Source organism: Providencia sp. PROV024 (assembly GCF_032709665.1).
GTDB classification, from domain to species: Bacteria; Pseudomonadota; Gammaproteobacteria; order Enterobacterales; family Enterobacteriaceae; genus Providencia; species Providencia huashanensis.
Genome location: NZ_CP120545.1, coordinates 1,841,148 through 1,866,362, shown reverse-complemented (window position 1 = coordinate 1,866,362; position 25,215 = coordinate 1,841,148). Strand labels below are relative to the sequence as shown.

21 protein-coding genes and 1 riboswitch are annotated in these 25,215 nt (G+C 41.2%); of the genes, 6 read left to right on the top strand and 15 right to left on the bottom strand.

Features of this window, described 5'->3' with window-relative positions; genetic code table 11:
- Positions 1-64: 64 nt before the first annotated feature.
- The 6 genes from P3L56_RS08560 to dalD all read right to left on the bottom strand — a co-directional run bounded on the left by P3L56_RS08560 (position 65) and on the right by dalD (position 8,661).
- Positions 65-1,249 carry an amidohydrolase gene (locus P3L56_RS08560; protein WP_048606980.1) on the bottom strand — a complete coding sequence of 395 codons (1,185 nt, stop codon included), beginning with the start codon at positions 1,247-1,249 and terminating at the stop codon, positions 65-67.
- A 58-nt stretch (positions 1,250-1,307) separates the two neighbouring features.
- A complete protein-coding gene (locus tag P3L56_RS08555) occupies positions 1,308-2,543 on the bottom strand; it encodes a Zn-dependent hydrolase (protein ID WP_166687144.1) in 1,236 nt (411 codons plus the stop codon).
- An 8-nt stretch (positions 2,544-2,551) separates the two neighbouring features.
- Positions 2,552-3,775: a hypothetical protein gene (locus P3L56_RS08550; protein WP_042844104.1), complete on the bottom strand. Its 1,224-nt coding sequence runs from the start codon at positions 3,773-3,775 to the stop codon at positions 2,552-2,554.
- A 637-nt stretch (positions 3,776-4,412) separates the two neighbouring features.
- Positions 4,413-5,702: an MFS transporter gene (locus P3L56_RS08545; protein ID WP_042844105.1), complete on the bottom strand. Its 1,290-nt coding sequence runs from the start codon at positions 5,700-5,702 to the stop codon at positions 4,413-4,415.
- An 89-nt stretch (positions 5,703-5,791) separates the two neighbouring features.
- On the bottom strand, positions 5,792-7,261 hold the full coding sequence (gene xylB, locus P3L56_RS08540) for a xylulokinase (protein WP_198861318.1): 1,470 nt from the start codon (positions 7,259-7,261) through the stop codon (positions 5,792-5,794).
- Positions 7,262-7,272: 11 nt separating this feature from the next.
- The gene (dalD, locus tag P3L56_RS08535; protein ID WP_048606977.1) at positions 7,273-8,661 is read right to left on the bottom strand and encodes a D-arabinitol 4-dehydrogenase; all 1,389 of its coding nucleotides are present in this window, start codon (positions 8,659-8,661) and stop codon (positions 7,273-7,275) included.
- Positions 8,662-8,837: 176 nt separating this feature from the next.
- Here dalD and P3L56_RS08530 point away from each other — a divergent pair, with 176 nt between their 5' ends.
- Entirely contained in the window at positions 8,838-9,788 is a 951-nt protein-coding gene (locus tag P3L56_RS08530) for a sugar-binding transcriptional regulator (RefSeq protein ID WP_042844108.1), read from the top strand.
- A 97-nt stretch (positions 9,789-9,885) separates the two neighbouring features.
- On the opposite strand, the gene crcB is transcribed toward P3L56_RS08530, so the two are convergent.
- Positions 9,886-10,266, bottom strand: a complete 381-nt coding sequence (gene crcB / locus P3L56_RS08525; RefSeq protein ID WP_042844110.1) for a fluoride efflux transporter CrcB — start codon at positions 10,264-10,266, stop codon at positions 9,886-9,888.
- A gap of 111 nt (positions 10,267-10,377) precedes the next feature.
- Positions 10,378-10,447, bottom strand: a riboswitch (Fluoride riboswitch).
- Between the two features lie 117 nt (positions 10,448-10,564).
- A complete protein-coding gene (locus tag P3L56_RS08520) occupies positions 10,565-11,350 on the bottom strand; it encodes a helix-turn-helix transcriptional regulator (RefSeq protein ID WP_198861317.1) in 786 nt (261 codons plus the stop codon).
- A gap of 98 nt (positions 11,351-11,448) precedes the next feature.
- Between P3L56_RS08520 and P3L56_RS08515 the strand changes: the two genes are divergently transcribed.
- Positions 11,449-12,861, top strand: a complete 1,413-nt coding sequence (locus P3L56_RS08515; protein WP_071548013.1) for an MFS transporter — start codon at positions 11,449-11,451, stop codon at positions 12,859-12,861.
- A gap of 165 nt (positions 12,862-13,026) precedes the next feature.
- Here P3L56_RS08515 and P3L56_RS08510 read toward each other — a convergent pair whose 3' ends face one another.
- From P3L56_RS08510 to P3L56_RS08490, 5 genes are all read right to left on the bottom strand, one after another.
- Positions 13,027-13,989, bottom strand: a complete 963-nt coding sequence (locus tag P3L56_RS08510; RefSeq protein WP_042844114.1) for a sugar-binding transcriptional regulator — start codon at positions 13,987-13,989, stop codon at positions 13,027-13,029.
- A gap of 162 nt (positions 13,990-14,151) precedes the next feature.
- Positions 14,152-14,805, bottom strand: a complete 654-nt coding sequence (gene dhaL, locus P3L56_RS08505) for a dihydroxyacetone kinase subunit DhaL (protein ID WP_042844115.1) — start codon at positions 14,803-14,805, stop codon at positions 14,152-14,154.
- Between the two features lie 11 nt (positions 14,806-14,816).
- Positions 14,817-15,818, bottom strand: coding sequence for a dihydroxyacetone kinase subunit DhaK (locus P3L56_RS08500; RefSeq protein ID WP_129465823.1), 1,002 nt, complete (start codon positions 15,816-15,818; stop codon positions 14,817-14,819).
- A gap of 12 nt (positions 15,819-15,830) precedes the next feature.
- Complete coding sequence (locus tag P3L56_RS08495) at positions 15,831-17,102, bottom strand: MFS transporter (RefSeq protein ID WP_042844117.1); 1,272 nt, start codon at positions 17,100-17,102, stop codon at positions 15,831-15,833.
- 128 nt (positions 17,103-17,230) lie between these two features.
- The gene (locus P3L56_RS08490; RefSeq protein WP_042844118.1) at positions 17,231-18,343 is read right to left on the bottom strand and encodes an MDR/zinc-dependent alcohol dehydrogenase-like family protein; all 1,113 of its coding nucleotides are present in this window, start codon (positions 18,341-18,343) and stop codon (positions 17,231-17,233) included.
- A gap of 323 nt (positions 18,344-18,666) precedes the next feature.
- Here P3L56_RS08490 and rpiB point away from each other — a divergent pair, with 323 nt between their 5' ends.
- Both rpiB and tkt read left to right on the top strand, forming a co-directional pair.
- Positions 18,667-19,119, top strand: coding sequence for a ribose 5-phosphate isomerase B (gene rpiB / locus P3L56_RS08485; protein ID WP_042844119.1), 453 nt, complete (start codon positions 18,667-18,669; stop codon positions 19,117-19,119).
- Between the two features lie 21 nt (positions 19,120-19,140).
- Positions 19,141-21,150, top strand: coding sequence for a transketolase (tkt, locus tag P3L56_RS08480; protein ID WP_210832035.1), 2,010 nt, complete (start codon positions 19,141-19,143; stop codon positions 21,148-21,150).
- 98 nt (positions 21,151-21,248) lie between these two features.
- Here the strand turns inward: tkt and P3L56_RS08475 are convergent, their stop codons facing one another.
- Positions 21,249-22,013: an SDR family oxidoreductase gene (locus tag P3L56_RS08475; RefSeq protein WP_395346579.1), complete on the bottom strand. Its 765-nt coding sequence runs from the start codon at positions 22,011-22,013 to the stop codon at positions 21,249-21,251.
- Positions 22,014-22,506: 493 nt separating this feature from the next.
- On the opposite strand from P3L56_RS08475, the gene fetA reads away from it, so the two are divergent.
- Positions 22,507-23,157, top strand: a complete 651-nt coding sequence (gene fetA / locus P3L56_RS08470; protein ID WP_198861315.1) for an iron efflux ABC transporter ATP-binding subunit FetA — start codon at positions 22,507-22,509, stop codon at positions 23,155-23,157.
- Between the two features lie 12 nt (positions 23,158-23,169).
- A complete protein-coding gene (gene fetB, locus P3L56_RS08465; protein ID WP_042844124.1) occupies positions 23,170-23,946 on the top strand; it encodes an iron efflux ABC transporter permease subunit FetB in 777 nt (258 codons plus the stop codon).
- 65 nt (positions 23,947-24,011) lie between these two features.
- On the opposite strand, the gene P3L56_RS08460 is transcribed toward fetB, so the two are convergent.
- Positions 24,012-25,040, bottom strand: a complete 1,029-nt coding sequence (locus P3L56_RS08460) for a LacI family DNA-binding transcriptional regulator (protein WP_042844126.1) — start codon at positions 25,038-25,040, stop codon at positions 24,012-24,014.
- Positions 25,041-25,215 lie beyond the last annotated feature (175 nt).

Genomic DNA, 25,215 nt, shown 5'->3' with positions numbered 1-25,215 from the left:
ACAAAGTCAAAGGGAGGCCCGGTATAGGTAGAATAACGAGCCCTAAGAGCATTAACATACTCAATTAAAATGCCTGCTGCTGTAAATAGGCCCATGCATATTGTGCATGTAACTCAGCCCCCGTCGCCATCGTATCTTCATCGATATTAAAACAGCCGTGGTGATGTGCCCATTGCGTATCCTTCTCAGCATTCCCGGTACCTAGCAACGCAAAACACCCCGGAATATCTTCAATGTAGAAGCTGAAGTCCTCGCCCCCTGGGGTTGGCCTTTCGTTGATCAACGCTTGCTCACCAAAGGCTTGCGAAATAACTGACTGAGCAAGCAGTGCGCTGCGCTCTTCATTGATCACAGGTAAAGTCCCATAAATATAATCGACTTGTGCTGTTGCACCATAAATCGCTGCAGTATGTTCTGCATAACGGCGGATAGCGGCTTCAATACGATTACGCGTTTCAATATCGAAACACCGTACCGTTCCGTCCAATACCGCATTTTCAGCGATAACATTAAAGCGAGTTCCCACTTCCATTTTACCAATCGTTACCACTGCTGAATCTAATGATGAGGTTTCACGAGAAACAATAGCTTGTAAATTCATCACAAAAGCCGAAGCAACAACCGCAGCGTCTATTGTCGCCTCTGGCATAGAACCGTGCCCACCTCGCCCTTTAAAGGTGACTTTTAATAAATCCGCAGACGCAAATGAACCGCCAACATTACAAGAAACTTTGCCTGATGGCGTCGTTGTCCAAATGTGCATACCAAACACGTTATCCACATTTTCGATAGCCCCTTGTTTGATCATCGCTAATGCACCCTGAGCAATCTCTTCCGCAGGTTGAAAAATCAAACGCACATTGCCGGCTAACTCTTCACGTACCTCGTATAGCGCTTTGGCCGCGGTTAACAACATGGCTGTGTGTGCATCATGACCGCAGGCATGCATTTTCCCTGCTGTAGTGGATTTATATTCTAACGAATCGTTTAATTCCAATACGGGTAACGCATCAATATCAGCACGTAATGCAACGGTTTTGCCTGGCTTCGCCCCCTTGATTTCAGCGATAACCCCTGTTGGCTCAGTTAAGCGATATTCTATGCCTATTTTGTCTAATTCTTCGGCAATACGTTTTGTTGTACGTACTTCTTCAAATGGCAATTCAGGATGAGCATGTAAATCACGTCGAAATGCAATCATTTCTTGAGTATGTTTTTTGATTGCGGCTGTAATAGTTTTGCTGATCATTTTTCTACCTTTTACCCCATCACAAAATAACGTTTTGCATGGCTTATATAATTAATAATTAACATTCTATGAGTGACTTAACGGTTTCAAACATCACATCAACACCGCGTGCAATTTGTGCATAATCAGTCCATTCATCCGGATGATGACTAAGCCCATTGCGACTTGGGACAAATATCAGTCCCGTTTGGGTGATCTGTGCAAAAATCATCGTATCATGCCCTGCACCACTGACCATGCTACGAAAACGTAGCTTTTGAGCGCTGGCATGTTCTTGCATTAGAGTATGAATCTCGCTATTTAGCTCAGTCGGTTGAACATATAATGGCTGAATAATGTCACTGCTTATTCCCGCTTCAGTACTTTCTTGCTCTGTTAAAGCCATAATTTGAGCGATGACTTTTCTAAGGGCTTCATCGTTTTTAGAACGAATATCAACACTGAAGGTGACTTCACTTGGGATCACGTTAGCCCCATTTGGTAAAACCGCCAACCGTCCCACTGTCGCGACAGTATTATCCCCCGCAGCTTCTGCAAGCTTAGGGATTTGGCTGATAATTCGGCTAGCGCAAACAAGGGCATCTGCGCGCATATTCATCGGTGTTGTGCCAGCATGCCCTGCTTTACCTGTGAGTTTTATTTCTAACTGGCTAATACCAACAATTGTTTCGACGATGCCAACATCTTCATTCGCCTGTTCTAATACGGGGCCTTGCTCAATATGTAATTCTAAAAAGGCTTTCACTTTTTTAGGGTCAAGCACAGCTTCTGACGCTTTGTCGGCATTAAAACCCGCAGCAGCCATTCGCTCAGCGGCACTTACCCCTTGCCTATCTTTTAATTGGTGCAATTCTTTGGTGCCAATTAGCCCCGTGATCACACTTGAAGCCATCAAACCACGGCCAAAACTGGTTCCTTCTTCTTCCACCAGCGCAATCACCTCTAATGGGTACTTTGGTGTTAAGTTTTGTTCGCGTATCCGAGCAACAACATCTAACCCCGTGACTATCCCCGCTGGTCCATCAAATGCACCACCGTGAGGAACTGAATCAAAGTGAGAACCAATAATAACTGCCGGTAAATCAGGCTGTTGACCTTCCAAACGCCCATAAATATTCCCGATCGCATCTTCGCGAACGTGTAAACCTAATGCGGTCATTTCCTGCTTTAAATAATCACGAGCTTGTTTATCTTGCTCGCTATAGCTCATCCGCGTTGTACCTTGACCTGGTGTCGCAGTATATTCTGCCAATTGTTCTAAATGGCGCTGAATTCTTGAAGTACTTGTTTCCATTGTTTTATTTACCCCGCTACTGGAACAATATACGCAACCATAATGCCCGCTAATACCACAGAAACCATAGTGACAGAAATAAAACCACCCACTAACATTGGCCCTAACATATGGCTAGTTAATACTTGGCGCTCTTTTTCATCTTTTGTTAATGCATTAATCGCTTCATTGGTAATGATGTAATCTGCAGGGAAACCATACAATGCAGTGAGCGCAACAGCAAAAGCCATTTCTTTAGTCACGCCTAGAATTTTGCCAACAATCCATGATGCGATAAACATTCCAATCACTGCAGCACAAATTAATACCACCATCGGATAAACTAGGCGTAATAACATATCTGGGGTGGCATGGTTTAATGTATCAAAAATAAACAACATTAACGCCATAATAGCAAAGCCAAAGCCATTAGCCTTTTGCAATGGCTGCCTTTCTAAAAAGCCTAATGAAGATGCAATTACACCGAATAATAAGCACAGTACAAAAGGGCTAATACTAACAAAAGGTGCGGCAAAACTGGACGCTAAATATGCTAAATACCCTACGAAAGCTAGACGTAAGAATTTGAAATAGCTTGTATTATAGTGGCTAGGAATTTTTTTAAACATACGAGGCATTTCGTCTTCAGAAACGAGTGTTTTGACTTCAACCTCTTTTGTTTCTCCAGTAGCTAATGTTTCTTTCCATTGACCATTACGGTATTTTTCCAGAACTCGGCGCCCTTCTTTTTTTAACATTATTGCGGTTAACGGATAACCCGCAAAACCTTGCATAACATAAATTAAAATAGCGAAAACCGATAAATCAACCAAACCAGCTTCCGCTGCACCTTTTGACATAATTAGTGAAGAGACAATACCACCAACTAATGGAGGTACAGCAACCAATACTGTATTTAAATCGAATAGCATTACGCCAATAATTAAGGTAAAAATGATAATCCCTAAAATACCCGCTAATGAAACTAAAATAGTTTTCCACTGACGCAATAATTCTTTTAAAGATAACAGTGTTCCCATATTGGTAATTAGCAAATACATTAAGGCAATTGCCACCACTTGAGGAATACCCGCAATACTGACAATATCTTTTGGGAAAATAGTCCAATAACCGATTAAAAATAATACCGCACACACGAAAACAGAAGGAACCCACGCTTTCGTTCTAACCGCAATAGCATCCCCGATATATAATATCCCCACAATCAGAAACAGAGCTAACATCTGTGACATAACTTTTTCCCCGCATTTATCTTTTTTTATTAGATTATTTTTTGGTGTTATAAGCTTTTAATTTATCATTTAACTTTATTAAAAAATTTATTTTGTTTGATAAAACATCAGTATTAAGAGCAATTCGCTGCAAAAATACAAAATTGCAACAAAAATCATAATAACACCGAAAATACAGATGTATAGATAACAAAACAGGAATTAAGTAGGTTAGAATAAAGGTAATAATCTTGTTCAATAGTCAGATATAACAACAGAAAGCATCGTCTCCTTAATATCATCTTAATGATAGTTCAGATATTAATATTTAATCTCACTTATTAGCTTATTTATAACAAGATCGACTATAGACTAAATTTTAATCTATGAAATTATATTCTATTGCTTCAGGATGTATTTTCAATAAATCTCGCGATAACAGCAGAAACAGCCTTACAAATATGACTAATATTTCCATTTGCGTGGAATATTATACTTTATTTAACCGTTAATCTGTTTCTCTTTATATTGCCACTGTAAAGGAGGATATACCTTTCGCTTTTTTTGCCTTTTCTAATACCTTATTTACTCTCTAAATGAGAAAAGCCCTATAACCATAATATGGCCATAGGGCTCGATTTGAGTTTAATAAAATAAGTTAATTACTCGTTTGCTGCTCTACTACAGACTTAGTGGTTTTTACCTTACGATTATTTTCAAAACCCGGTTGTGGGACTTTAATAAAGAATGTCAGAACACCTGCAAAAATATACAACCCTGTATACGCCCAAACCACGCCAACAATATCAAAGAAAGGTAAGACCAAACTGGCGATCGCAGGCGCAGCAAAGTTACTTAACCCAGCCGAAAGATTATAAATAGAAACCGCTGCGCCTTTATGGTTAGGCTCAATACTTGGGAAAACCGCAGTCATAGGTACAAAGGCAGCGACAAAAATCCCTAATAAAATGGCAGGTATTAAAGCAATCGCAAAGTTATGCCCAAAATAGACCGGTAAGTAGTAAAACATCAGGCTTGAGATAGCCATGCCTAAACAGCCAAACCACCTGACTTGGCGTATCCAACCTATATGCTCCCCAACAATCCCCCAGAAAATATTAGTAAAAATAGTCACAAAGAAGAACACGGCCCAAATTTGTAACCATTCTGAGATGGTAAACCCTAAGCGGTCAACAAATAGCAATGGCATGATGATCGCAAAACCAAACAGAGAAATCGTGTTAATGATGCGAATCAAACTGGCCATAAAGATATCTTTATTGGTGAATAAAATGGTCGCAGCACGCGACAATTCCGCCATTTTATCCTTCATGGGTAAGTTTACTTTTGAACGGTCTACTGGAACATGGCGTAAGCTAAAATAAGCAATCGCACCACCAACTGCGACCCAGCCGATTGCCATCCATAATGTGCCAGTTTCCCCTATCATTGGAATAGAAAAACTAGGTAAATAGCTACCAATTACACCTATCCCAACAGAATACATCGCCCAAAACCACCCAGTTGCGGCAGCAAGGTGAGCTCGGGGGATCACCTGTACTAACATCATCATAAATGAGTAAATAAATAGCGGGTAAGCCAACCCACGAATACCGTAAAATAATAACATCAGAGTATAGCTTTTCAGGCCTAAACCAAAAGCCATAAATAAGGCATGCATCACTATCCACAGAATAAACCCAATCATCATCGCTTTAAGTGGAGTAATAATTTCAGCCACCACACCCGATGCCCATGCGGCAACCGCTGCCATTAAGCCATATACCGTAAATACCATAGCGGATTGCGTCGGTGTAAAACCTAAGTCAGTAATATGTTTGGATAAAAAAGCCATTTCAAAACCATCACCACTCATAAAAATAGCGATAGCGATGAACCCCCAGAACAAATGCTTAGGTAAACCAAGCCAATACTGCTTCTGTTCCATTGCAGTTTCCTCATTGTCATTTTGTTATTTTAATCAATCGCGAAGAGTTAACAGTAATGGCGGTGTGTAGGGAACACCGCCATACTGACTTACTGTGGCAGTAATTCCCTTGCTTGTTTTTGCTGTTGGTACAATAAACGGAATACATCAAGCCGTTGATGTAACCAAGTTTGGTATTGTTCTTGCGGTGAATAAGTGTCTAACACATCAGGTTTTTGGCATACTGTTTCGGTATCTCCGCCATCCGCCAGCCACGCTAGGCGTGCTGCACCTAACGCACCGGATGAACTTGCAGGGTGTGTAACAATCGGTATATCAATCACATCGGCAATTAATTGTGCCCAGATAGGGCTACGAGCTCCCCCGCCAGTTAAACTACAACGGCTAATTTGTGTGCCCGTTTCAGTTAGAACTTTCATGCCATCTGCAAGGGCAAACGTCACTCCTTCTATCACCGCATAACCAAGTTGAGCACGTGTTGTTTCATTCCTTAAGGCGAAAAAAGACCCCATTGCGTAAGGATCATTATGCGGAGTTCGTTCTCCAGAAAGGTAAGGTAAAAACACGGGAGATTGTTTTTTTTGCTGTTCAGTCAATTGGCCTACTTCATCCATCAATTGGTTTTCCGTTGTAGACAACAACTGGCAAAGCCAACGTAAACAGTTGGCGGCGCTTAGCATCACACTCATTTGATGCCAACGGTCTGGTAAAGCATGAGCAAATGCATGCACGCCTTGATGTGGTGCCGCCTGCAATTGATTGTTCACGACAAAAATGACACCTGACGTACCAAGAGAGATTAATGCATCCCCTTCATTAACGGCACCAACCCCCACAGCGGAGGCGGCGTTATCCCCACCGCCTCCCGCCACAATAACATCTGCACTGAGCCCCCATTGGGAAGCTAAATCTGCACGAAGTACACTGCTTTTCTCTGCACCTTCCACTAAAGTAGGCATATGTTCGCGAGTTAAATTTGTTGCAGCCAATAATTCATCAGACCAATCACGCTTTGCGACATCGAGCCATAGGGTTCCTGAAGCATCTGACATATCACTGATAAACTGTTCAGTCATTTTCCAGCGCAAATAGTCCTTTGGTAGCAATACCTTAGCAACTTGATTAAATACCTCAGGTTCATTACGTGCTACCCATAATAATTTGGGCGCAGTGAAACCGGGCATGACAAGGTTGGCACCTATTGTCAAAAACTCGGGGTGGTTTTCCATCAGCCATTCACATTCATTCGCGCTTCGGGTGTCATTCCATAAAATACAATCCCGTAGCACTTGATGATGATTATCAAGTAATACCGCACCATGCATTTGCCCAGATAAACCTATCGCTTTTACTGCTGCCCATGCTTCTGGTGCTTTTTGACGAAGTGTGGCTACCACCGAATTAGTCGCTTCCCACCAGCTATCTGGCGATTGTTCCGCCCACTGAGGGTGGGGCCTTTGCACGGTTAATGCCATATGGCTAGAGGAGACAATTTCTCCCTGCCCATTAATTAAAACTGCCTTCAATTCTGAAGTGCCGAGGTCTATTCCAAGGTACATCGACTTTCTCCTTACAGAGGTTGATGTGGTGATTTCAACCAGCGTTCAACATCTGCCACTGTATTTTTCATTAATTCATGAAACTGCGTTGAATGCGCTAATGTGCTAAATAGCATTTCACTGGAAACGAATTTTTCCAATGCATCACTGGCATTCATCAAGGGTAGATAATATGCAGCATCAAGCACGCCATCTTGGTATTCATACGGTAATTTGCCTTGTGCCCAACGCTGTAAAAAGACAAAAAATAGTGCGGGAAGTACTGCTGTTGCTGCAGGAACTTGGCCTCGTTGATAGCATTCTTGTAGTGTTGGAGTGATAAAGCCTGGAATTTTTGATAAACCATCAGCGGCAACTCGCTGATTAGTATCTTTTATGTAAGGATTACTAAAACGAGCTAAAACGACATCGCGGTATTGCTCAAGATCTAACGGGCTTGGTGATAACGAAGGGATGACATCTTGCGTTACATAGTTCCAAGCCATCTGTTTAATAGCCGCTTCACGGGTGCTATCATCAATAAAATTCAAACCAATGAGTGTTCCCGCCCAAGCAATACAGCTATGGCTTGCATTCAAAATACGGATTTTGGCTTCTTCCCACGGTAATACTGAATCCACCATTTCAACATCGACATTTTCTAGTGCTGGACGCCCATTAATAAAGTCATCTTCAATTACCCACTGAATGAATGCTTCCCCCATTACCGGAGCTTTGTCATCCCAGCCTGTATGTTGTTTTACACGTTCAGCCACATCTGGTGTTGGCCGAGGTGTGATCCTATCTACCATGGTATTTGGTGAGCGAGTGCTTTCTTTTACCCACTGATATAATTCTGTTTCACCTTTTAATTGTAAAAAAGATAAAAAACCATGCCTGAAACGCTCACCGTTATGACGTAAATTATCACAGTTTAATAAGGTTACCGGCTCACCATGTGCGGCTAAGCGTGCCCGTAAAATATGGGTCAATGCACCATAAATAGTACACATTGCGCCTGCCAAATCAGCCTTGATATCTGGTTGCTCAGCATCCAGCTCATGCTGTGGAGTCAAATAATAACCTGCTTCTGTTACGGTAAATGCGATCACTCGAGTCGCTTTATCACAACCTTGTTCAACGAGTTGGCTTAAATTAGAGTCCCAATGAAGTATTTTACGCACCGAGGTAATTTTTTCGTACTGACGTTCCCCTTCAGGGGAAACCGTTTCGAGTGTGTATTCTCCATTTTGTTTAGCTAAGTTATCAAGCAATGTATTAGCATCATTGCGGATATTCCCTAATGCGATTGACCAACTATCATCACCTTGTTGAATTAAGCGGTGTAAGTACCAAGCTTGATGAGCACGATGAAATGACCCAGCACCGATGTGCATCCACACTGATTTTTGCTTTAACATTGTGACCCCTTAACTTAGAATAAATATTTGCTACAAGTTTGGGCATATGCCCGTTTGTTATATTTTAGTTTCAACTTGATCACAATTACTGCGATAATGCTCACAATATTGACTTTTGCCCTTTTAATAAGCAATTGCCCAGAATTACAATATCGTAAAAAAGCAGGAGACAGTCCATGCAGAAAGAATTAAAAAAAATGGAGCAAGCAGCGCGTGCAGCATGGTTATATTTTGTGGCAGGCAAAACTCAACAAGAAATTGCTCATGAACTTGGTTTATCACGACAAGTAGCACAACGCCTTATTTCACTAGCCAAAGAACAAGGCATGGTCCATGTTCAGATCACTCACCCAATTACTGAGTGCCTTAAGCTCGCCAATGAAATTCAACAGAAATACCAACTAACACATTGTTGTGTGGTTCCATCAGGCCAGCTTGATACTGGCTCAACCCTCGATATGATTTCAGTGGCTGGCGCTGAATTAATGGAACAATTAATCGAACAAGACAACCCCCAAGTGATCGGTATTGGTTCAGGCCGAACATTACGAAGTATTATTGATGCCCTTCCTTACCTAGAAACCCCGCAACATCAATGTGTTTCATTGATTGGCGCTATCGCTCGGGACAGTTCGGCAACACGTTATGATATTCCACTGCGTTTTGCAGAAAAGCTGCAATGTCGCCATTATATCTTACCTGCCCCGCTATATGCAGATAGCCCAGAAGATAAGGCTATGTGGTGCCAACACCGTGTGTATAAGGAAGTAACAGAAAAAGCCTTAAATGCAGACATAACTTTTATTGGTATTGGTGAGGTGGGAAAAGGCTGCCCGCTGAATTCGGAAGGCTTTGTCACCGATGAACAACTGGAAATGTTACTTGAGAAAGGCGTAGCCGCTGAGCTATTAGGCCATTTTATTCAAGCCAATGGGGAAAGGCTATCGACAGCGTTAGATGACACACACACCAGCGTCCCTCTATTTGCACCACCGAATAAACCTGTTATTGCTTTTGCTGGGGGTTCCCATAAAACTCACGCGATACAAGCGGTATTAAATGGCGGTTGGGTCACAGGGTTAGTAACCGATGAAGCCACAGCTCATCATTTATTAGAAAATAATTAAAACAGAAACTCAGGCGATAATGCATCGCTTGAGTTTCTTCTTTTTTATAACGAATCATTCCATTAAAAAATGGTTTGTTCAGTTTATAAGGTTAATATTACCCCTGTGCTAACCAGTGATGACACAGCATACCGAGCAAAGTAAAGACCAACGCGCCAATAACATGGATGGCAATGGTGCTGATGGCAAAGCCAAATTTTCCCTCTTGAATTAAAACGACCACTTCAAGTGAAAATGTGGAGAAAGTGGTGAATGCACCACAAAAGCCCGTCACAATAAATAACTTATAGGCGGGGCTAATATTGGCGTTGGCAAAATAAGAAATAGCAAAACCAATAACAAAGCCACCCACTAAGTTGACAACAACAGTACCAAGGGGAATATTGGGATAAAAGTGATTAAGTTTCAGGCTAACAAACCACCTTAACCACCCACCGAGAACAGAACCCAGCGCTATTGCAAATAAAGAGGCATACATAGAAACTTCCTTTAATGTCTGGCGGGATAAATGAAAGGAAAGTTTCCTATTAGATCATTCATGCCCTAAATTCAGGGCACATAATACCTACGTACCCTATCTTTTGAAAAGGTTAACGTAGGCATCATCAGCCCTACATGGGCGGTTTTGTAACAGGAGGAATGCCATCTCCCATAGTTCTACATAAAATCATAATGTTATTTATTATATTATGTGAACTCTTTTTAAAAACATACTCCTAAATAATTCAAGTTGCAACTCGTCAAGGCGAGAGATTAAAAAGAAGTAAGCATATGATTTATTTAGGAATATAAACTAATAGTCGATTCCCTTTTTCAATATCAAACGTCAGTGATGTGTAGTCATAATGTTCTAAATTTCCTTGATAAACCAATTCACGGACACCAGTACAAGGCTGATAAATCTCATGCTTATTCCATAATTGATTAAATAGCGCAGATTGCCCCACCAGCGTTTTTACTAATGTTTTGATATTAGGGTCATTTTTAGTCAAAGCATAATCACGACGAAAACTTGCGAGTAACTGTTTAGCGACTAACTGCCAATCCGCAAACCGTTCTTGATAGCGAAGGTCGGTGAATAATAAATAAAGAAAATTACATAAATACGGTTCAGCTTCGGAAAAATGAAAATAATCATCAGCACGTGAATTATAAGCCAGTACATCCCAATGCAAATTAAGCACATAACATAAATAGTTATCTGGAAAATCAGTGATCATTTTTGAAATTGCCGAAGGCACACAGTGTTCTGTATTTCCAGTCGCTATAGGTTCTCTGTTATGCGTAAGTAGATAAAGATGCTGGCGTTCAGCCGTATTTAAATTAAGTGCATTTGACAGGTTATCAAGAAATTGCGTTGAAACCCCTATCTCTCGGCCCTGTTCAAGCCATGTGTACCATGTCAAACCAACACCAGCGAGTGCGGCAACTTCTTCTCGGCGCAATCCTGGCGTTCGACGGCGAGTTGTGCGTGGTAAACCGACTGATTCAGGAGAGACACTTTCACGTTTTTGCTTTAAAAAATCAGCCAACTCAGGGCGGTTACGTTCTCTATTTTTCATAGCCTATTGCTTTTAGTAATAGTATAACTAGTTAAATTGTATCAGGATAATGCATTCATTATAGTCCCCATTTATTTGTCTGTCTAAATGGGAAAAATATGAACCGACACCAAAGTATTGCGCTATTTGTTTTATTACTGGCAGGTTTTGTGACAATTTTTGATTTGTTTGTTGTCAATGTAGCCATTGTAAGTATCCAGCAATCATTGAATGCCAATCTGACACAAATCACACTCATCATTGTCGGCTATGAATTAGCATTTGGGCTGCTGCTGATCACGGGGGGACGATTGGGCGATATTTATGGCAAAAAAAGCTTATATCGTGTCGGAATGACGCTGTTTACAATCACCTCTCTACTTTGCGCTTTAGCACCAACGGCATCTTTATTAGTCACTTCTCGGTTTCTACAAGGGTTATCTGCTGCCTTATTGTTCCCTCAAGTCTATTCCAGTATCCGCATTAATTTTAATGAGCAGACAGCTAAAAAAGCCTTTGGCTATCTGGGAATGAGTTTAGGATTGGCCGCTATTGCTGGGCAAGCTTTAGGGGGTTGGTTAATTACACTCGACCTGTTTGGCTTAGGCTGGCGGACAATTTTTCTAGTCAACCTCCCCATTGGTGCGGTAGCTGTTTTTTTATCGGGTTTTCTACTTGAAGGCCATCGAATGAAAGTGAATTTAGATTGGTATGGTGTATTCCTGTCCAGTAGCGGTATTTGTTGCGCATTATTTCCATTACTCATGCTACCCGTCTGGGGATGGTCAACGATAGGCACAGTATTACTCATTAGTGGGATTATGCTTCTTACCTTATTCGTCTATCAAGAAAAACGATTAGAAAAGCAAGGAAAAGCACCGTTATTTACCCTATCCATTTTAACCCATCGTGACTTTGTCATTGGGCTTTTGGTTGTCATGAGCGTGTACGCAACATCATCTGCTTTCCCTTTGATGCTATCGTTGCTACTGCAAAAAGGCATGGGCTTAACCCCGTTTTTATCCGGTTTAATATTTGTTCCTTCAAGTATTGGTTTTGTTATCTCATCAATTATAACGCCATATTGGACCCGTCGTTATGGTGACCGAGTCATATTTTGGGGGGCCATATTCTACGCAATAAGTTATGTGCTACTCCTGATAGCATTGTATGCTTTTTCATTAAACAGCCCAGTGGAATGGCTATCTCCAATATTATTCTTCATCGGCTTTACACAAGGCATGATTATGACGCCAATGTTAAATCTCGTGTTAGCAAAAGTCACCCCTGAGCTTGTCGGCCAAGCATCAGGTTTTACCGCAACACTACAACAAATTGGCGCGGCGATGGGGGCGACAAGTGTTTCGGTCATTATGCAATATGCATTGGCGGCTATGCCAAAACAATTACCATTTGAACAATTAAAATGGGCCATCAGTTGGGGGCTAGGGTTTAATGTATTGATGGCAATCTGTGCCGCTGTTTTGTTATTGATGATCACTGGGCGGTTGACCTTGCTGTATAAAAAATAGCTTGCAGCACGGTTTCGCTATCAACGTAGCTCTCGGCATGGTGGTTTGCTTTTACAGCATCACCATGCCGCTTAAAAAAGACAAAATCAATCACCCTTAGGAGGATTGTCATGTGCCATAGGCTCACCAACAGGGTTATTGCTTATTTAAGATAGGTGTCGTCCATTATTGAGACATTTTTAAAATCGTCCGCACATTGCTGGCACTAGTGGCGATAATATCAATCGCCCCAGTACGTAAGGCCCCCATGATCGCCATCGCTTTTGATGACTCAGATGCAATCGCAATTACACAGGGGATTTTTCTCAGCTCATCAATACTTAAACCAATCACCCGGTCATTCATGACAGTGTCTACATGTTGCCCTTGTGCATTAAAAAAATCATAACCCGCAATATCCCCAATAACCCCTTGATTTAAGCTGGCATCAACAATTTCACGAGGCGTAAACCAACCTAGCTTAACCATATAGCTGTCTTCATTCATGTCACCAATACCAATCAACGCTATATCCGCTTTACGGGCGCGATCTAAGGTTTCCTTGATGGTGCCGTTTTTCATGAATGACTGTTTTAATTCGTTATTTTCAACATAGGCTGGTGCATATAAGGTTTCACTGGTTCCACCAAATTTTTTCGCTAATCGGCGGCTGATATGGTCTGCATTAATCGAATCACCAGGGCGATGAGTCCCGCCTATCCCACAGATAAAACGGCAATCTTTTTCAGGTACAGCTCCTCCGCTGTCTGCCACAACCGCCACATTGCGCCCTTGCCCTACAGTAACAATCATATTGTCGCGTAATGTGGTTGATAAATAATTGGCAACCAACGTTCCAACTTGATAGCGTTGCTCTTCTTCATCTGGATGGTCTAATGCGATTAATGCACGGGATATTGGAAAACGGGAGAGTAATTGTTGCTCTAACTGAGTACTAAAAATAGGATGATAGCGTACGTTGATCTCAACAATGCCTTCCTCTTTGGCACGCTTTAATAGGCGCCCCACCTTAATCCGCGATATACCAAACTTATTGGCGATCTCTTCCTGAGTAATTTCATCACGATAATACGCTATCGCAATTTCAGTGAGTAGCTCGATATCGGAAGATGTTTGTGATCTATCCATAAGATAGTGGTTTCCTCTTTATTGGTGTTAATCGCAACAAGGATAATAAGGTTTTAGTATAGCGTTTCTAGTGGCAATTAATAAGTAAGTTGTAAAATAGAGTGGATATATACGCCTAAACAACGGTGACGTATATATCCATATAATGACTAGGTTAGGTAATCAGGCATTAGCTAGAGCAGCTTGTTTTTCGACACTTTGAGCCAATTGACATAACAAGAGACAGCAAGAGGTTGCTCCCGCATCTAACACGCCTCTTGAACGCTCACCTAAACGGCTTGCACGACCAATTTTTGCCACTAAATCCAATGTGGAATCACGCCCTGCAATCGCAGCTTCTTGCATTGCGTCAAGCGCTTGTTTAAAGCTTTTACCTGATGTTGTCGCTTCTTCGAATGCTTGGGTCGCGGGGATCAACGTGTCCATTAAACACTTATCACCAACAGTGGCACTGCTGATATCTTGTAATTCAGATAACCCATTTTGCAGCATGGCGAGAAAATCTTGTTGCGTTAGCTCTGTTTTACCTGAAATGCTGTCAGACATGCCCATAAAGAAGCTACCATACAACGGCCCCATTGACCCGCCAATACCTTCCATCAACGCATCTGAAATTTCTTCAAACCCTTCACTCAATGATAGTTGACGACCTTCAATTGCCTTGGCACATAAATTGAAACCTTTTGCCATATTGATCCCATGGTCACCATCACCAATAGCACCATCAATTTCGCTCAGGTATTCACGGTTTGTCACAATAATATTCACTAAATCAAGGGTTACTTCACTGCCACAATCCGTTGATATAACTTGCATAACTGGCTCCTTTACTTAACCTGAGTTAAACCTAATGAATACGCAGGTACATCCATCAGTGTTTTTAATTCATCATCTACCTTCATTAAGGTTAGAGTAACCCCCATCATTTCTAATGAAGTAAAGTAATTACCTACGTAATTGCGAACAATGCGCACACCTTTCTCACTCAATTGTTTTTCAACTTCTGCGTAGTAAATATACAGTTCCATTACGGGAGTCGCGCCCAATCCAGAAACTAGCACCACGACTTCATCCCCTTGTTTTGCCTGCATATCATCTAAGATTGGCGTTAACATGGTTTGAGCCATTTGTGCAGCAGATTGAATTGGCATGATTTCAATACCCGGCTCACCATGGTGCCCAATGCCTAATTCCATCATGCCATCTTCAATATGAAAATTAGGATGCCCTACCGCTGGAATGGTGCAAGACGTTAGACCGACACCAATAGAATGGCAGTTATTAATAGCTTTTTGCGCTGCGCCAATCACGCCATCTAGGTCATAACCTTTACTGGCGGCGGCGGCACCAACTTTCCACATTAAAATTTCACCGGCTACACCACGACGCTTTTCTTTTTCGCTGGCGGGTGCTGAGGCAACATCATCGGTTGCCACCACCGTTTTAATTTTAATGCCCGCTTTTTCAGCTTTTTTCATCGCCATTTTGACGTTCATGTTATCGCCTGCATAGTTGCCATATAAGCAAGCAACACCAGCGCCACTGTCAGCCGCTTTAAAGGCATCTAAGAATGCGCCTGCGGTTGGTGAGGAAAAAATTTCGCCAATCGCCACCGCATCTAGCATATTTTCGCCAACATAACCTAAAAATGCAGGTTCATGACCAGAACCCCCGCCGGTGACAATCCCTACTTTTCCTGGTACTGGCGCTTGTGGATATTTTAAAACCCGAGCGTTCTCCGTTTGCGCAAAATATTCAGGGTGCGCTTTCAAATAGCCTTGAATCGCATCTTCAACAACAAGATCAGGTTCATTAATGATTCTATTCATAATTCCCTCAATTTACTTATTTTCTGGTGTTAGCTGCATCTTTGCTGACTGTTCAAGCAGTTCTTGCGGTACAGTGATAAATTTCATCAGTATCGCACTAAATAAATAAAGCCCTGAGAAGATCCAAATCACGCCCAATGCCCCAACACTACTAATGAATATCCCTACTAATGCTGGACCAACAAAGGTACTTAACCCAGCACCTAAGTTAAGTACTGACATTGCGGCACCTTTGTTTTCAGGAGCTAGCGTTGGCATGATAGCTGAAAGTGGCACATATCCTGCCAAGCATGCGCCAAACAAACCGGCGGCAATCATCATCAGGGTATAACTGTGACCGAAATAGTACGGTACGTAATAAAACATTAGGGTACAAATCATACAACCGACACAACCGAACCAAATCACAATATTGCGCCAACCAATTCGGTCACTCACAACACCAAAAATAAGGTTAAAGGCAATATTGACAGTCCAAAGTGCGGCATAGATATGTAACCATTCTGTTCGAGAAAAACCAAAGTCAGCGAGAAACATTGGCATGAAGATCACAAAACCATATGCCGCTGATGTGTTAATGGTTCTTACAATGCCCCCTAAACCGATTTTAGGGTTTTCAAATGCGATGGTAATTCCTTTAAATAAATAGCTGAGCGAAACTTTTTCTTTTGGTTTGTCTTGTACATCGCCCGCTTTATTGCGATTGAGCGCTATCGCTATAAATGCCCCAATAGTGACAAATATCAGCCCACTCCATAACGTCGCCATTTCACCGAGAATAGGTAATGCATAACTTGAATACATCACGCCTAATACACCTAGCCCGCCACTATAAACGAACCAGAAAATTCCGACGGCTGAACCTAATTTTTTAATAGGTGCTTCATACGCTACCCAAACTAAAAAACCATAAGCAAACATTGGATAACCAAACCCGCGTAAGGCATAAGTTGGGACCATGATAGATAAACTATTGCTTGGCAGCCCGACGGATAAGAAAATAACCGAGCCAATCACAAACATCACAAAGCCAAAAATCATCACTCGACGCGCCGTATAAATCTCAGCAAGCACCCCTGATAACCATGCGGCAACCGCTGCAAAAAAACCATATACACTAAAAAGTAATGAAGATTCTTCAATACTCATTCCACGGCTAATAATAAAAGGCGATAGCCAACCTTGTTCTAGCCCTTCCCCCATCATAAAGATAAGGACGCCAAAATAGCCAAGTAGTAACTTTGGTGAAAAACCCGTTACTTTAGACAATTTATTGATTATCATATCGTTAACCTCAGTGCTTGTTCGCTGGGTTAGGACCTGAATAACAAGCCTTGGTAGGGTGACATTTATTCAGGTCCAATTTTTATCGTTATTTTTTATTTCGCGTTTAATTTGAACCGGCTACAGCATTATAGGTTCGGGTCTAAGACCACTTTAATATGCGGGTCACCTTTCGCCATCATAGAAAAGCCTTCTGCGAATTTTTCTAATGGTAAGATATCAGTGACGACACCTTTTGTTGGGAAATCACCATTACCGATACCTTCAATGACTAACGGGTAGCAATATGGGCCTAGGTGAGAACCTAATAAGTCCAGTTCCTTACGGTCGCTAATAATGCTCCAATCAACGGTCACTGGGTCTTTAAATACAGAGAACTCGACAAATGTTCCAAGTTTACGGATCATTTTCAGCCCCTGTTCTACAGATTTTGGTGCGCCTGTCGCTTCAATGTAGATATCGCAACCGTAGCCTTCCGTCATGTCTTTAACGATTTTATCCACATCATCACGTTTCGGATTCAATACGATATCCGCGCCAAATTCTTTTGCTAGTTCAAGGCGTTTATCAAAGAGGTCTAAAACAACCAGTTTTCCAGCACCAGACTTTTTAATCGCACCAATCATTCCTAAGCCTAATGTTCCTGCGCCTGAAAGTACTACCACATCCCCCAATTTGACATTGGCGCGCTGCACTGCATGTAAGGAGCAAGCATAAGGCTCAATCAAAATGGCATCTTCAATTGGCATATCAACAGGAACATGGTAGTTAATCGCTTCTTTAGTGAATTTCATGTATTGAGCCATACCGCCATTCACATTTTTTTGGAAGCCATACAGGTCATGTTTTTCACACATCCAATATTCACCACGTTTACAAAAACGGCACTCCCAACATGGGACGATTTGTTCGGAAATAACACGGTCGCCCAATGCAAAACCTTCTACCTTTGAACCAAAACCAACAACATGACCAATAAACTCATGCCCTGGGATCATCGGCGCTTTAATATACGCAGGTTGTTCATCATCCCCCCAAAAACTTGGGGCACCTTCGAAGGCTTTCACATCACCTGCACAAATACCGCAAGCTTCTACACGCACTAGAATTTCTTCTTCACTAATTTTTGGCACATCCACCGTTTCTAAACGGTAATCTTTCGGTGCATAAGCAACCACGGCTTGCATTTTTTCTGGGATGCCTGCGCTCATCGTTGCTTTTGAATCACAGTGTTCACACATAGTTCTATCCTCGGCGGTTTATAAAATGAACATAAGTTCAATGAAGATACAAATTAACCATACCTTCTTTTCTTTATCCTTGCCCATAACCAGATTGTCAAAGTGTGATTTAGAGCAAATATTCTTATAAAATAGCTTTTAAACGACTACTTTTCGCTATTTATCGAAAAAAAATGTAATTTAAAGCCCTAGATCACAGAATCAAGCATACCAAAAATAAAAACATATGTTCACCTATTGATTATTTGTTCATAAGATCCTATTTTCTATTAAGTACAATTGAATAGTTAATGAACATTTGTTCAACCATAAGGATCTCTATCATGCTATCTATTGCCATTGGTGCTGATGACGCTGCATTTGAAATGAAAGATTTAATTAAAGCTCATTTAAAAGAGCTAAATATTGAAGTGACAGATTACTGCTTAAAGACTGGGGTTGAAGATGAAATGTACCCCGACGTTGCTCATGCCGTCGCCACCGCCATCACACAAGGTAAACACCAACGCGGAATTTTAATTTGTGGCACGGGTATTGGGATGTCTATCGTAGCCAATAAAGTTGCGGGGATACGTGCAGCGCTTTGCCATGATACTTACTCAGCAGAGCGGGCACAAAAAAGCAATGACGCGCAAATTATCACTTTCGGAGCACGGGTAATAGGCCCCGAATTAGCCAAAATAATCGTCGACACATGGCTAGCTTCCCATTATGAAGGGGGACGTTCAGCACCCAAAGTAGCCCGTATTAGTGAATATGAAAATGGGGAACGTTAGTTTTAATTTGGGAGTTTTGTTATGTGCACACAAACACAAAATAAATTAGCAAATGCAATCCGCTTTCTTTCAATCGATGCTGTACAACAGGCAAATTCGGGTCACCCAGGTGCCCCTATGGGGATGGCAGACATTGCTGAAGTATTATGGAGAGACTACTTACAACATAACCCAGCCGACCCCTGCTGGCCTAATCGCGACCGTTTTGTGTTATCAAATGGCCACGCCTCAATGTTGCTATACAGTTTGCTTCATTTAACGGGCTATGATGTTTCTATCGAGGACTTAAAGCAGTTTAGACAATTACATTCAAAAACACCTGGTCATCCTGAATTAGGCTACACACCGGGAGTTGAAACCACCACAGGCCCTCTGGGACAAGGTATTGCTAATGCTGTAGGAATGGCTATCGCGGAAAAAACACTAGCGGCTACCTTTAACCGCTCAGGTTTCCCTGTTGTCGATCATTTTACTTATACTTTCCTCGGTGATGGCTGCTTGATGGAAGGGATTTCCCATGAGGTTTGCTCTTTAGCAGGGACTCTTAAGCTCAATAAGCTGATTGCTTTTTATGACGATAACCAGATCTCTATCGATGGTGATGTACAAGGCTGGTTCACCGATGATACCGCACAACGCTTTGAAGCCTATGGTTGGCATGTTATTAGAGCCATTGATGGGCATTCGCGTCCTGCAATTAAAGCCGCGATTGAGCAAGCCCATCAACAAACCTCTAAACCAACATTGATTATTTGTCGCACCACTATCGGATATGGCTCCCCCAATAAAGCGGGAACAGCGAGTTCACATGGTGCTCCCCTTGGGAACGATGAAATTGCATTAACGCGTCAACAATTAGGCTGGGAGTACCCACCTTTTGAAATCCCTGAAGAGATTTACCAACCATGGAATGCAATAGAGCGTGGTGCTGAACAGCAATTACGTTGGGAACAGGCTCTACGGGAATATGCCAAGCAATATCCCGAATTAGCCCTTCAATTAAACCAGCGCTTATCAAACCAACCCACCGGATCATTTAGTTCAGTTATCAATGAGTACATTCAGCACCTGAATAATAACCCAGCAGAAATTGCCACTCGTCAGGCTTCACAAAATGTTCTCAATATTATCGGCCCTGTTTTACCTGAGCTAATGGGTGGCTCGGCAGATTTAGCGCCGAGTAACCTGACTTACTGGTCAGGCTCAAAACCTATCAATGAATATCCTGCGGGTAATTATATTCATTATGGTGTACGGGAATTTGGCATGACTGCCATTGCCAATGGTATTGCATTACACGGAGGGTTTCGCCCTTACACCGCAACCTTTTTGATGTTCTATGAATATGCTCAAAATGCGGTACGCATGGCCGCCTTAATGAAATTACCGCAAATTCTGATTTACACCCATGATTCGATTGGCTTAGGTGAAGATGGACCGACTCATCAACCGGTCGAACAATTAGCCGCATTGCGGGCTACTCCCAACCTTTCCGTATGGCGGCCCTGTTGCCAAGTAGAAACCGCAGTTGCTTGGCAACAAGCCATACTGCAACAAAATAAGCCGACGGCCTTAGTCCTTTCAAGGCAAAATCTCCATCAGCACTCACGTACCTCTGAGCAACTTACCTGTATCCAGCGTGGGGGGTATATTTTACGAAGTAATAGCCAATCACCTGAGTTATTGTTAATTGCGACGGGCTCTGAGGTCACCTTGGCGGTTGAAGCCTGGCAGGTTTTAACCGCACAGGGTTTTAACGTCAATGTTATATCAATGCCATCCACTGATACTTTTGATAAACAACCTGATGAATATAAACAACAGGTTTTACCTAATCATGTTCGTCAACGTATTGCCATTGAAGCTAGCATTGATGATTACTGGCGTAAATATGTTGGCTTGGATGGGTTAATAATGGGAATGAATAGCTTTGGCGAATCTGCACCTGCTAAGCAGTTATTTGACTATTTTGGTTTCACTGTTGAAAAGCTAATTAGTATGTCACTTTCATTATTACAGGCCGATAAATAATTAAAGCTAAGTTTTATTAAAATTCGTTATCCTACTTTGTAATTATTATTACAAGCCAAATAATAACATTATTATTTGGCTTATTTTTAATTAAATAATTATTGAATACTATATCCACCATCAATAACTAAATTATGTCCAGTGATCATATCAGATGCATCACTGGCTAAAAATAACGCACATGCCGCAATTTCTGACGGTTCAGCAAAACGTCTAGCAGGAATTTTTTCTTTCATTTCATCACCTTTCTCCCCTTCCCATGCTTTTTTACCTAATTCCGTCATCACAATAGTTGGAGAAATTGCATTAGTTTGTATCCCTTTAGGGCTCCACTCCAGCGCTAATACTTGAGTTAAGCCAATGATCGCTGCTTTACTGGCACAATATGCGGCATGCTGATCTAAAGCAATGACCCCTGCTTGGGAAGCCATATTAATTATCTTCCCTTTTCCTTGTTTAATCATGATATTACCAACTGCCTGACAAACAAGAAAGGTACCTTTTAAGTTCACATTCATGGTTAAGTCCCAATCAGACTCTGCTAAATCTTCCGCAGGAGCTAATGCCACAATCCCCGCACTATTTACAGCAATATCCAATGAGCCATAATGCTGTAAAACCTGTTGAACCATTTGTGAAACTGACTCAGAATTTGTGATATCACATTGAATACCTAAGCTATTTCCTAGCGTTTTAGCTACCTCAGTAACCTTTTCTGATTTATCAACTAAGGCAACTTTAGCCCCTTTCTCGGCATATAACTGAGCAATGGCGAGCCCAATACCTGCGGCTCCCCCTGTGATCACGGCCACTTTACCATCAAGAGAAAAGTTGGTGTTATATCCACTAAATTTTTTCATTATAATTCCTTAACATCATGATGTGATATTTAATAAAAATATAATATGAATACGATGGTGAAACTGAAACACCATGATATTCGATGAGAGTTAATTAATATTTAGTTTTACTAATATAATAGTGTTACAGGTTTAAATCTATATTTATAATTTATAAAAATGAGCTACTTCTCATATTATTAGAAATGAAAAATAAGATTAAGAACATTTGTTCATAATTAAATTCAAACTGATTATTTGTTTATATTAACATGAGTATTTAATCCATTTTTTCGATAGCACAATGACAGATTATAAAACAATCATAGTCCCCTATTGATAGTCCTTTAACCACTATCTGCATAATACAGTATAAATTTAGCAATAACTGGCGCATAATATTAGTTATATCTAAATTGATATTGAACAACGTAAATGTACTGTCATCAGATAAAATAATGGAATGGGTATCATTCGCGTTAAACTGCGTATTTTAGTTAAATAGGTCATTGATAATATGGAACAAAACCATTTACTGCTACAATTGAAGGATATTGGTTATACCATTGATGGGAAAACAATTCTCGATAATGTGCAGATTAACCTACAAGCAGGTGATTTCAAATTAATCACAGGGCCTTCCGGTTGTGGAAAAAGCACCTTATTAAAAATAGTGGCATCTTTAATTTCCCCCACTCAAGGTTCGATCACCTTCAAGGGAAAAGATATCAGTACTATTTTACCAGAAACCTATCGCCAACAAGTTTCATACTGTACGCAAACGCCTGCTTTATTTGGCACAACAGTATATGATAATTTGGCATTTCCATACCAAATAAGAAAGTTACCTTTCAATAAAGATAAGATAATAAGTGACTTAAACTATTTCTCACTGCATGAAACTATTTTAGAAAAAGGTATCAATGAGCTTTCTGGTGGGGAAAAACAACGTATTTCTCTTATCCGTAACTTACAATTTTTACCGCAAATTTTGCTATTAGATGAAATAACCAGTGCCCTTGATGAAGAAAATAAAATCAAAGTAAATGAATTTATTCACCACCTTACCACTGATAAAAAAATCGGGGTGTTGTGGGTAACCCATGACCAAGATGAAATATCTCATACCAATGAGGTTATTACCCTTCCCATTCATCATGAAGAATAATAGGATATTACTGTGCACCAACCAGCCATCTCCAATGAATCACTAACATTTTCGGTCATGTTAGTTTTAGTGGCTATTTTTATTAGCCATAAAGAAAAACTTTCCCTAGAAAAAGATATAATTTGGAGTACCTGTCGAGCTATCATCCAGCTACTAATAGCGGGTTATATCTTAAAATACATCTTCAATGTTGATCATAAACTGCTCACCATCGCCTTAGTCATGTTTATTTGCGTTAATGCTGCGTGGAATGCCAAAAAAAGAAGTAAGTATATTGATAAAGTTTATGTTACGGCATTAATAGCGATTACATCTGGTACATTCCTAACGCTGCTTATCCTAATATTATCCAACGCAATAGAATTTACGCCTATGCAAGTCATCCCTATAACGGGCATGATAGCCGGGAATGCGATGATAGCCGTAGGATTATGCTTTAATAACCTTGGTCAACGTTTTGCCAGCCAACAGCAACAAATCCAAGAAATGCTGAGCTTGGGAGCAACACCGAAAGTGGCTTCTGCTTCCATAATCCGCGATAGTATTCGCGCATCATTAATCCCCACGGTTGATTCAGCTAAAACAGTTGGAATTGTTAGCCTTCCCGGCATGATGTCGGGGTTAATTTTTGCAGGCGTTGACCCACTGCAAGCGGTCAAATACCAAATTATGGTGACATTTATGCTACTGGGAACCGCCAGCCTTTCAACTATCTTGGCCGGTTATATGACTTATACGAAGTTTTATAATCAACGACATCAACTCTTAGTCACAACACTCAATAAGTAATTCGCCATAGCCCGCCTGTAAGTTAATTTTGTGCAGGCGGTTTCAATCATCATTATTAGCGTGGATTAGCTTATTCCTACTGGCAAGACTTCAATCAGTTGAGCTTGGCTATTTTCGTTATCAATTAAATTAAAAATATGATTAAGCATAGTAGGCACATCTTGTTTAACCATTTCAATATCATTACCTAGCAATGCAACGAATGGGTCCCAGTCGAAACAACCTAAATTAGGTTGCTGTAACCCAGTATACCCTTTATGCCCTAACCAACGCATCACTCCTTCTAATGAAATTGTTGAGTTAATAAATAAGCCACATTCCGCTATCTTTTGCGGGTCATTATTATGCTGCTTAAAGAAAACAGAGAGCGCTTTTTCTGCTTTTTCAGGCGCATAGCCACAAGCCAAAATATTTTCACTGGGGACATCTATGCTTAGCTCGCGATGGGCATCAATAAACCCGCGAATACGCTCGCGAGTATTATGATCATGCTCACGTCCACCAATAAAAATTAGAGCGGCGCCCTGTATAAGTGGCGTTTTTTGTTTGCGCAAAATACGTTGGGTTAGCGTTTTCGCCCCGAGATAATTGTCTGAAATGACCGAAGGCGCCAATGTGCCCGGCAAGTCTAAATTCAAAGTAGGCACGCCGGAGACTTGGCAGATTTCCGTAATTTTATCGGGGTTGGTTGCCCCTGTCGAAATCAACCAATCCACCTGATATGAAAGCATAGCGCGTGCCGCTTCAATTTCGAGTTTAGGATCACGTCGCGTACAGGTGATAATAGGAAATAGCCCTCTTTCACGTGCCATTTCCTCAAAATGCTCAACAATTGAACCGAAATAACGGTTGTCATATTTGGGTACTAACATGCCGATAATTTTAGACTTATTGCTGCGTAATAAGCTGGCCTGCTTATTTACAGAATAATTTTGTTCTTCCGCGATACGCATTACTTTCTGTGCAAGCTGTGCGCTAATCCGCCTTTTTTGCCAATTTCCATTGAGTACAGCACTCACCGCACTGGCTGAAACCCCCGCTAATTCTGCAAGGTCGTAGATCGTTGTTTTCTTATTTTGTCTGATCTTTGTCACAGATTCATATCTCCATTTTTTACTAGCTTGACACCAAAGTAGAAAAGTCGCAATACTGCTACATCGATTGAGCAGAACTGAAATTGATGAATTCTGAGCTGATATAAAACAAAAAAATATTATCAGTCTTTCATATGTAGCCACCTATCCGTTCCTGTGACTCATTGTCATTTCA

Excerpts from the sequence above, each read along its gene's own strand:
- P3L56_RS08560 (WP_048606980.1), bottom strand. The coding sequence starts at position 1,249 with ATGATCAGCAAAACTATTACAGCCGCAATCAAAAAACATACTCAAGAA.
- P3L56_RS08555 (WP_166687144.1), bottom strand. The coding sequence starts at position 2,543 with ATGGAAACAAGTACTTCAAGAATTCAGCGCCATTTAGAACAATTGGCA.
- P3L56_RS08550 (WP_042844104.1), bottom strand. The coding sequence starts at position 3,775 with ATGTCACAGATGTTAGCTCTGTTTCTGATTGTGGGGATATTATATATC.
- P3L56_RS08545 (WP_042844105.1), bottom strand. The coding sequence starts at position 5,702 with ATGGAACAGAAGCAGTATTGGCTTGGTTTACCTAAGCATTTGTTCTGG.
- xylB (WP_198861318.1), bottom strand. The coding sequence starts at position 7,261 with ATGTACCTTGGAATAGACCTCGGCACTTCAGAATTGAAGGCAGTTTTA.
- dalD (WP_048606977.1), bottom strand. The coding sequence starts at position 8,661 with ATGTTAAAGCAAAAATCAGTGTGGATGCACATCGGTGCTGGGTCATTT.
- P3L56_RS08530 (WP_042844108.1), top strand. The coding sequence starts at position 8,838 with ATGCAGAAAGAATTAAAAAAAATGGAGCAAGCAGCGCGTGCAGCATGG.
- crcB (WP_042844110.1), bottom strand. The coding sequence starts at position 10,266 with ATGTATGCCTCTTTATTTGCAATAGCGCTGGGTTCTGTTCTCGGTGGG.
- P3L56_RS08520 (WP_198861317.1), bottom strand. The coding sequence starts at position 11,350 with ATGAAAAATAGAGAACGTAACCGCCCTGAGTTGGCTGATTTTTTAAAG.
- P3L56_RS08515 (WP_071548013.1), top strand. The coding sequence starts at position 11,449 with ATGAACCGACACCAAAGTATTGCGCTATTTGTTTTATTACTGGCAGGT.
- P3L56_RS08510 (WP_042844114.1), bottom strand. The coding sequence starts at position 13,989 with ATGGATAGATCACAAACATCTTCCGATATCGAGCTACTCACTGAAATT.
- dhaL (WP_042844115.1), bottom strand. The coding sequence starts at position 14,805 with ATGCAAGTTATATCAACGGATTGTGGCAGTGAAGTAACCCTTGATTTA.
- P3L56_RS08500 (WP_129465823.1), bottom strand. The coding sequence starts at position 15,818 with ATGAATAGAATCATTAATGAACCTGATCTTGTTGTTGAAGATGCGATT.
- P3L56_RS08495 (WP_042844117.1), bottom strand. The coding sequence starts at position 17,102 with ATGATAATCAATAAATTGTCTAAAGTAACGGGTTTTTCACCAAAGTTA.
- P3L56_RS08490 (WP_042844118.1), bottom strand. The coding sequence starts at position 18,343 with ATGTGTGAACACTGTGATTCAAAAGCAACGATGAGCGCAGGCATCCCA.
- rpiB (WP_042844119.1), top strand. The coding sequence starts at position 18,667 with ATGCTATCTATTGCCATTGGTGCTGATGACGCTGCATTTGAAATGAAA.
- tkt (WP_210832035.1), top strand. The coding sequence starts at position 19,141 with ATGTGCACACAAACACAAAATAAATTAGCAAATGCAATCCGCTTTCTT.
- fetA (WP_198861315.1), top strand. The coding sequence starts at position 22,507 with ATGGAACAAAACCATTTACTGCTACAATTGAAGGATATTGGTTATACC.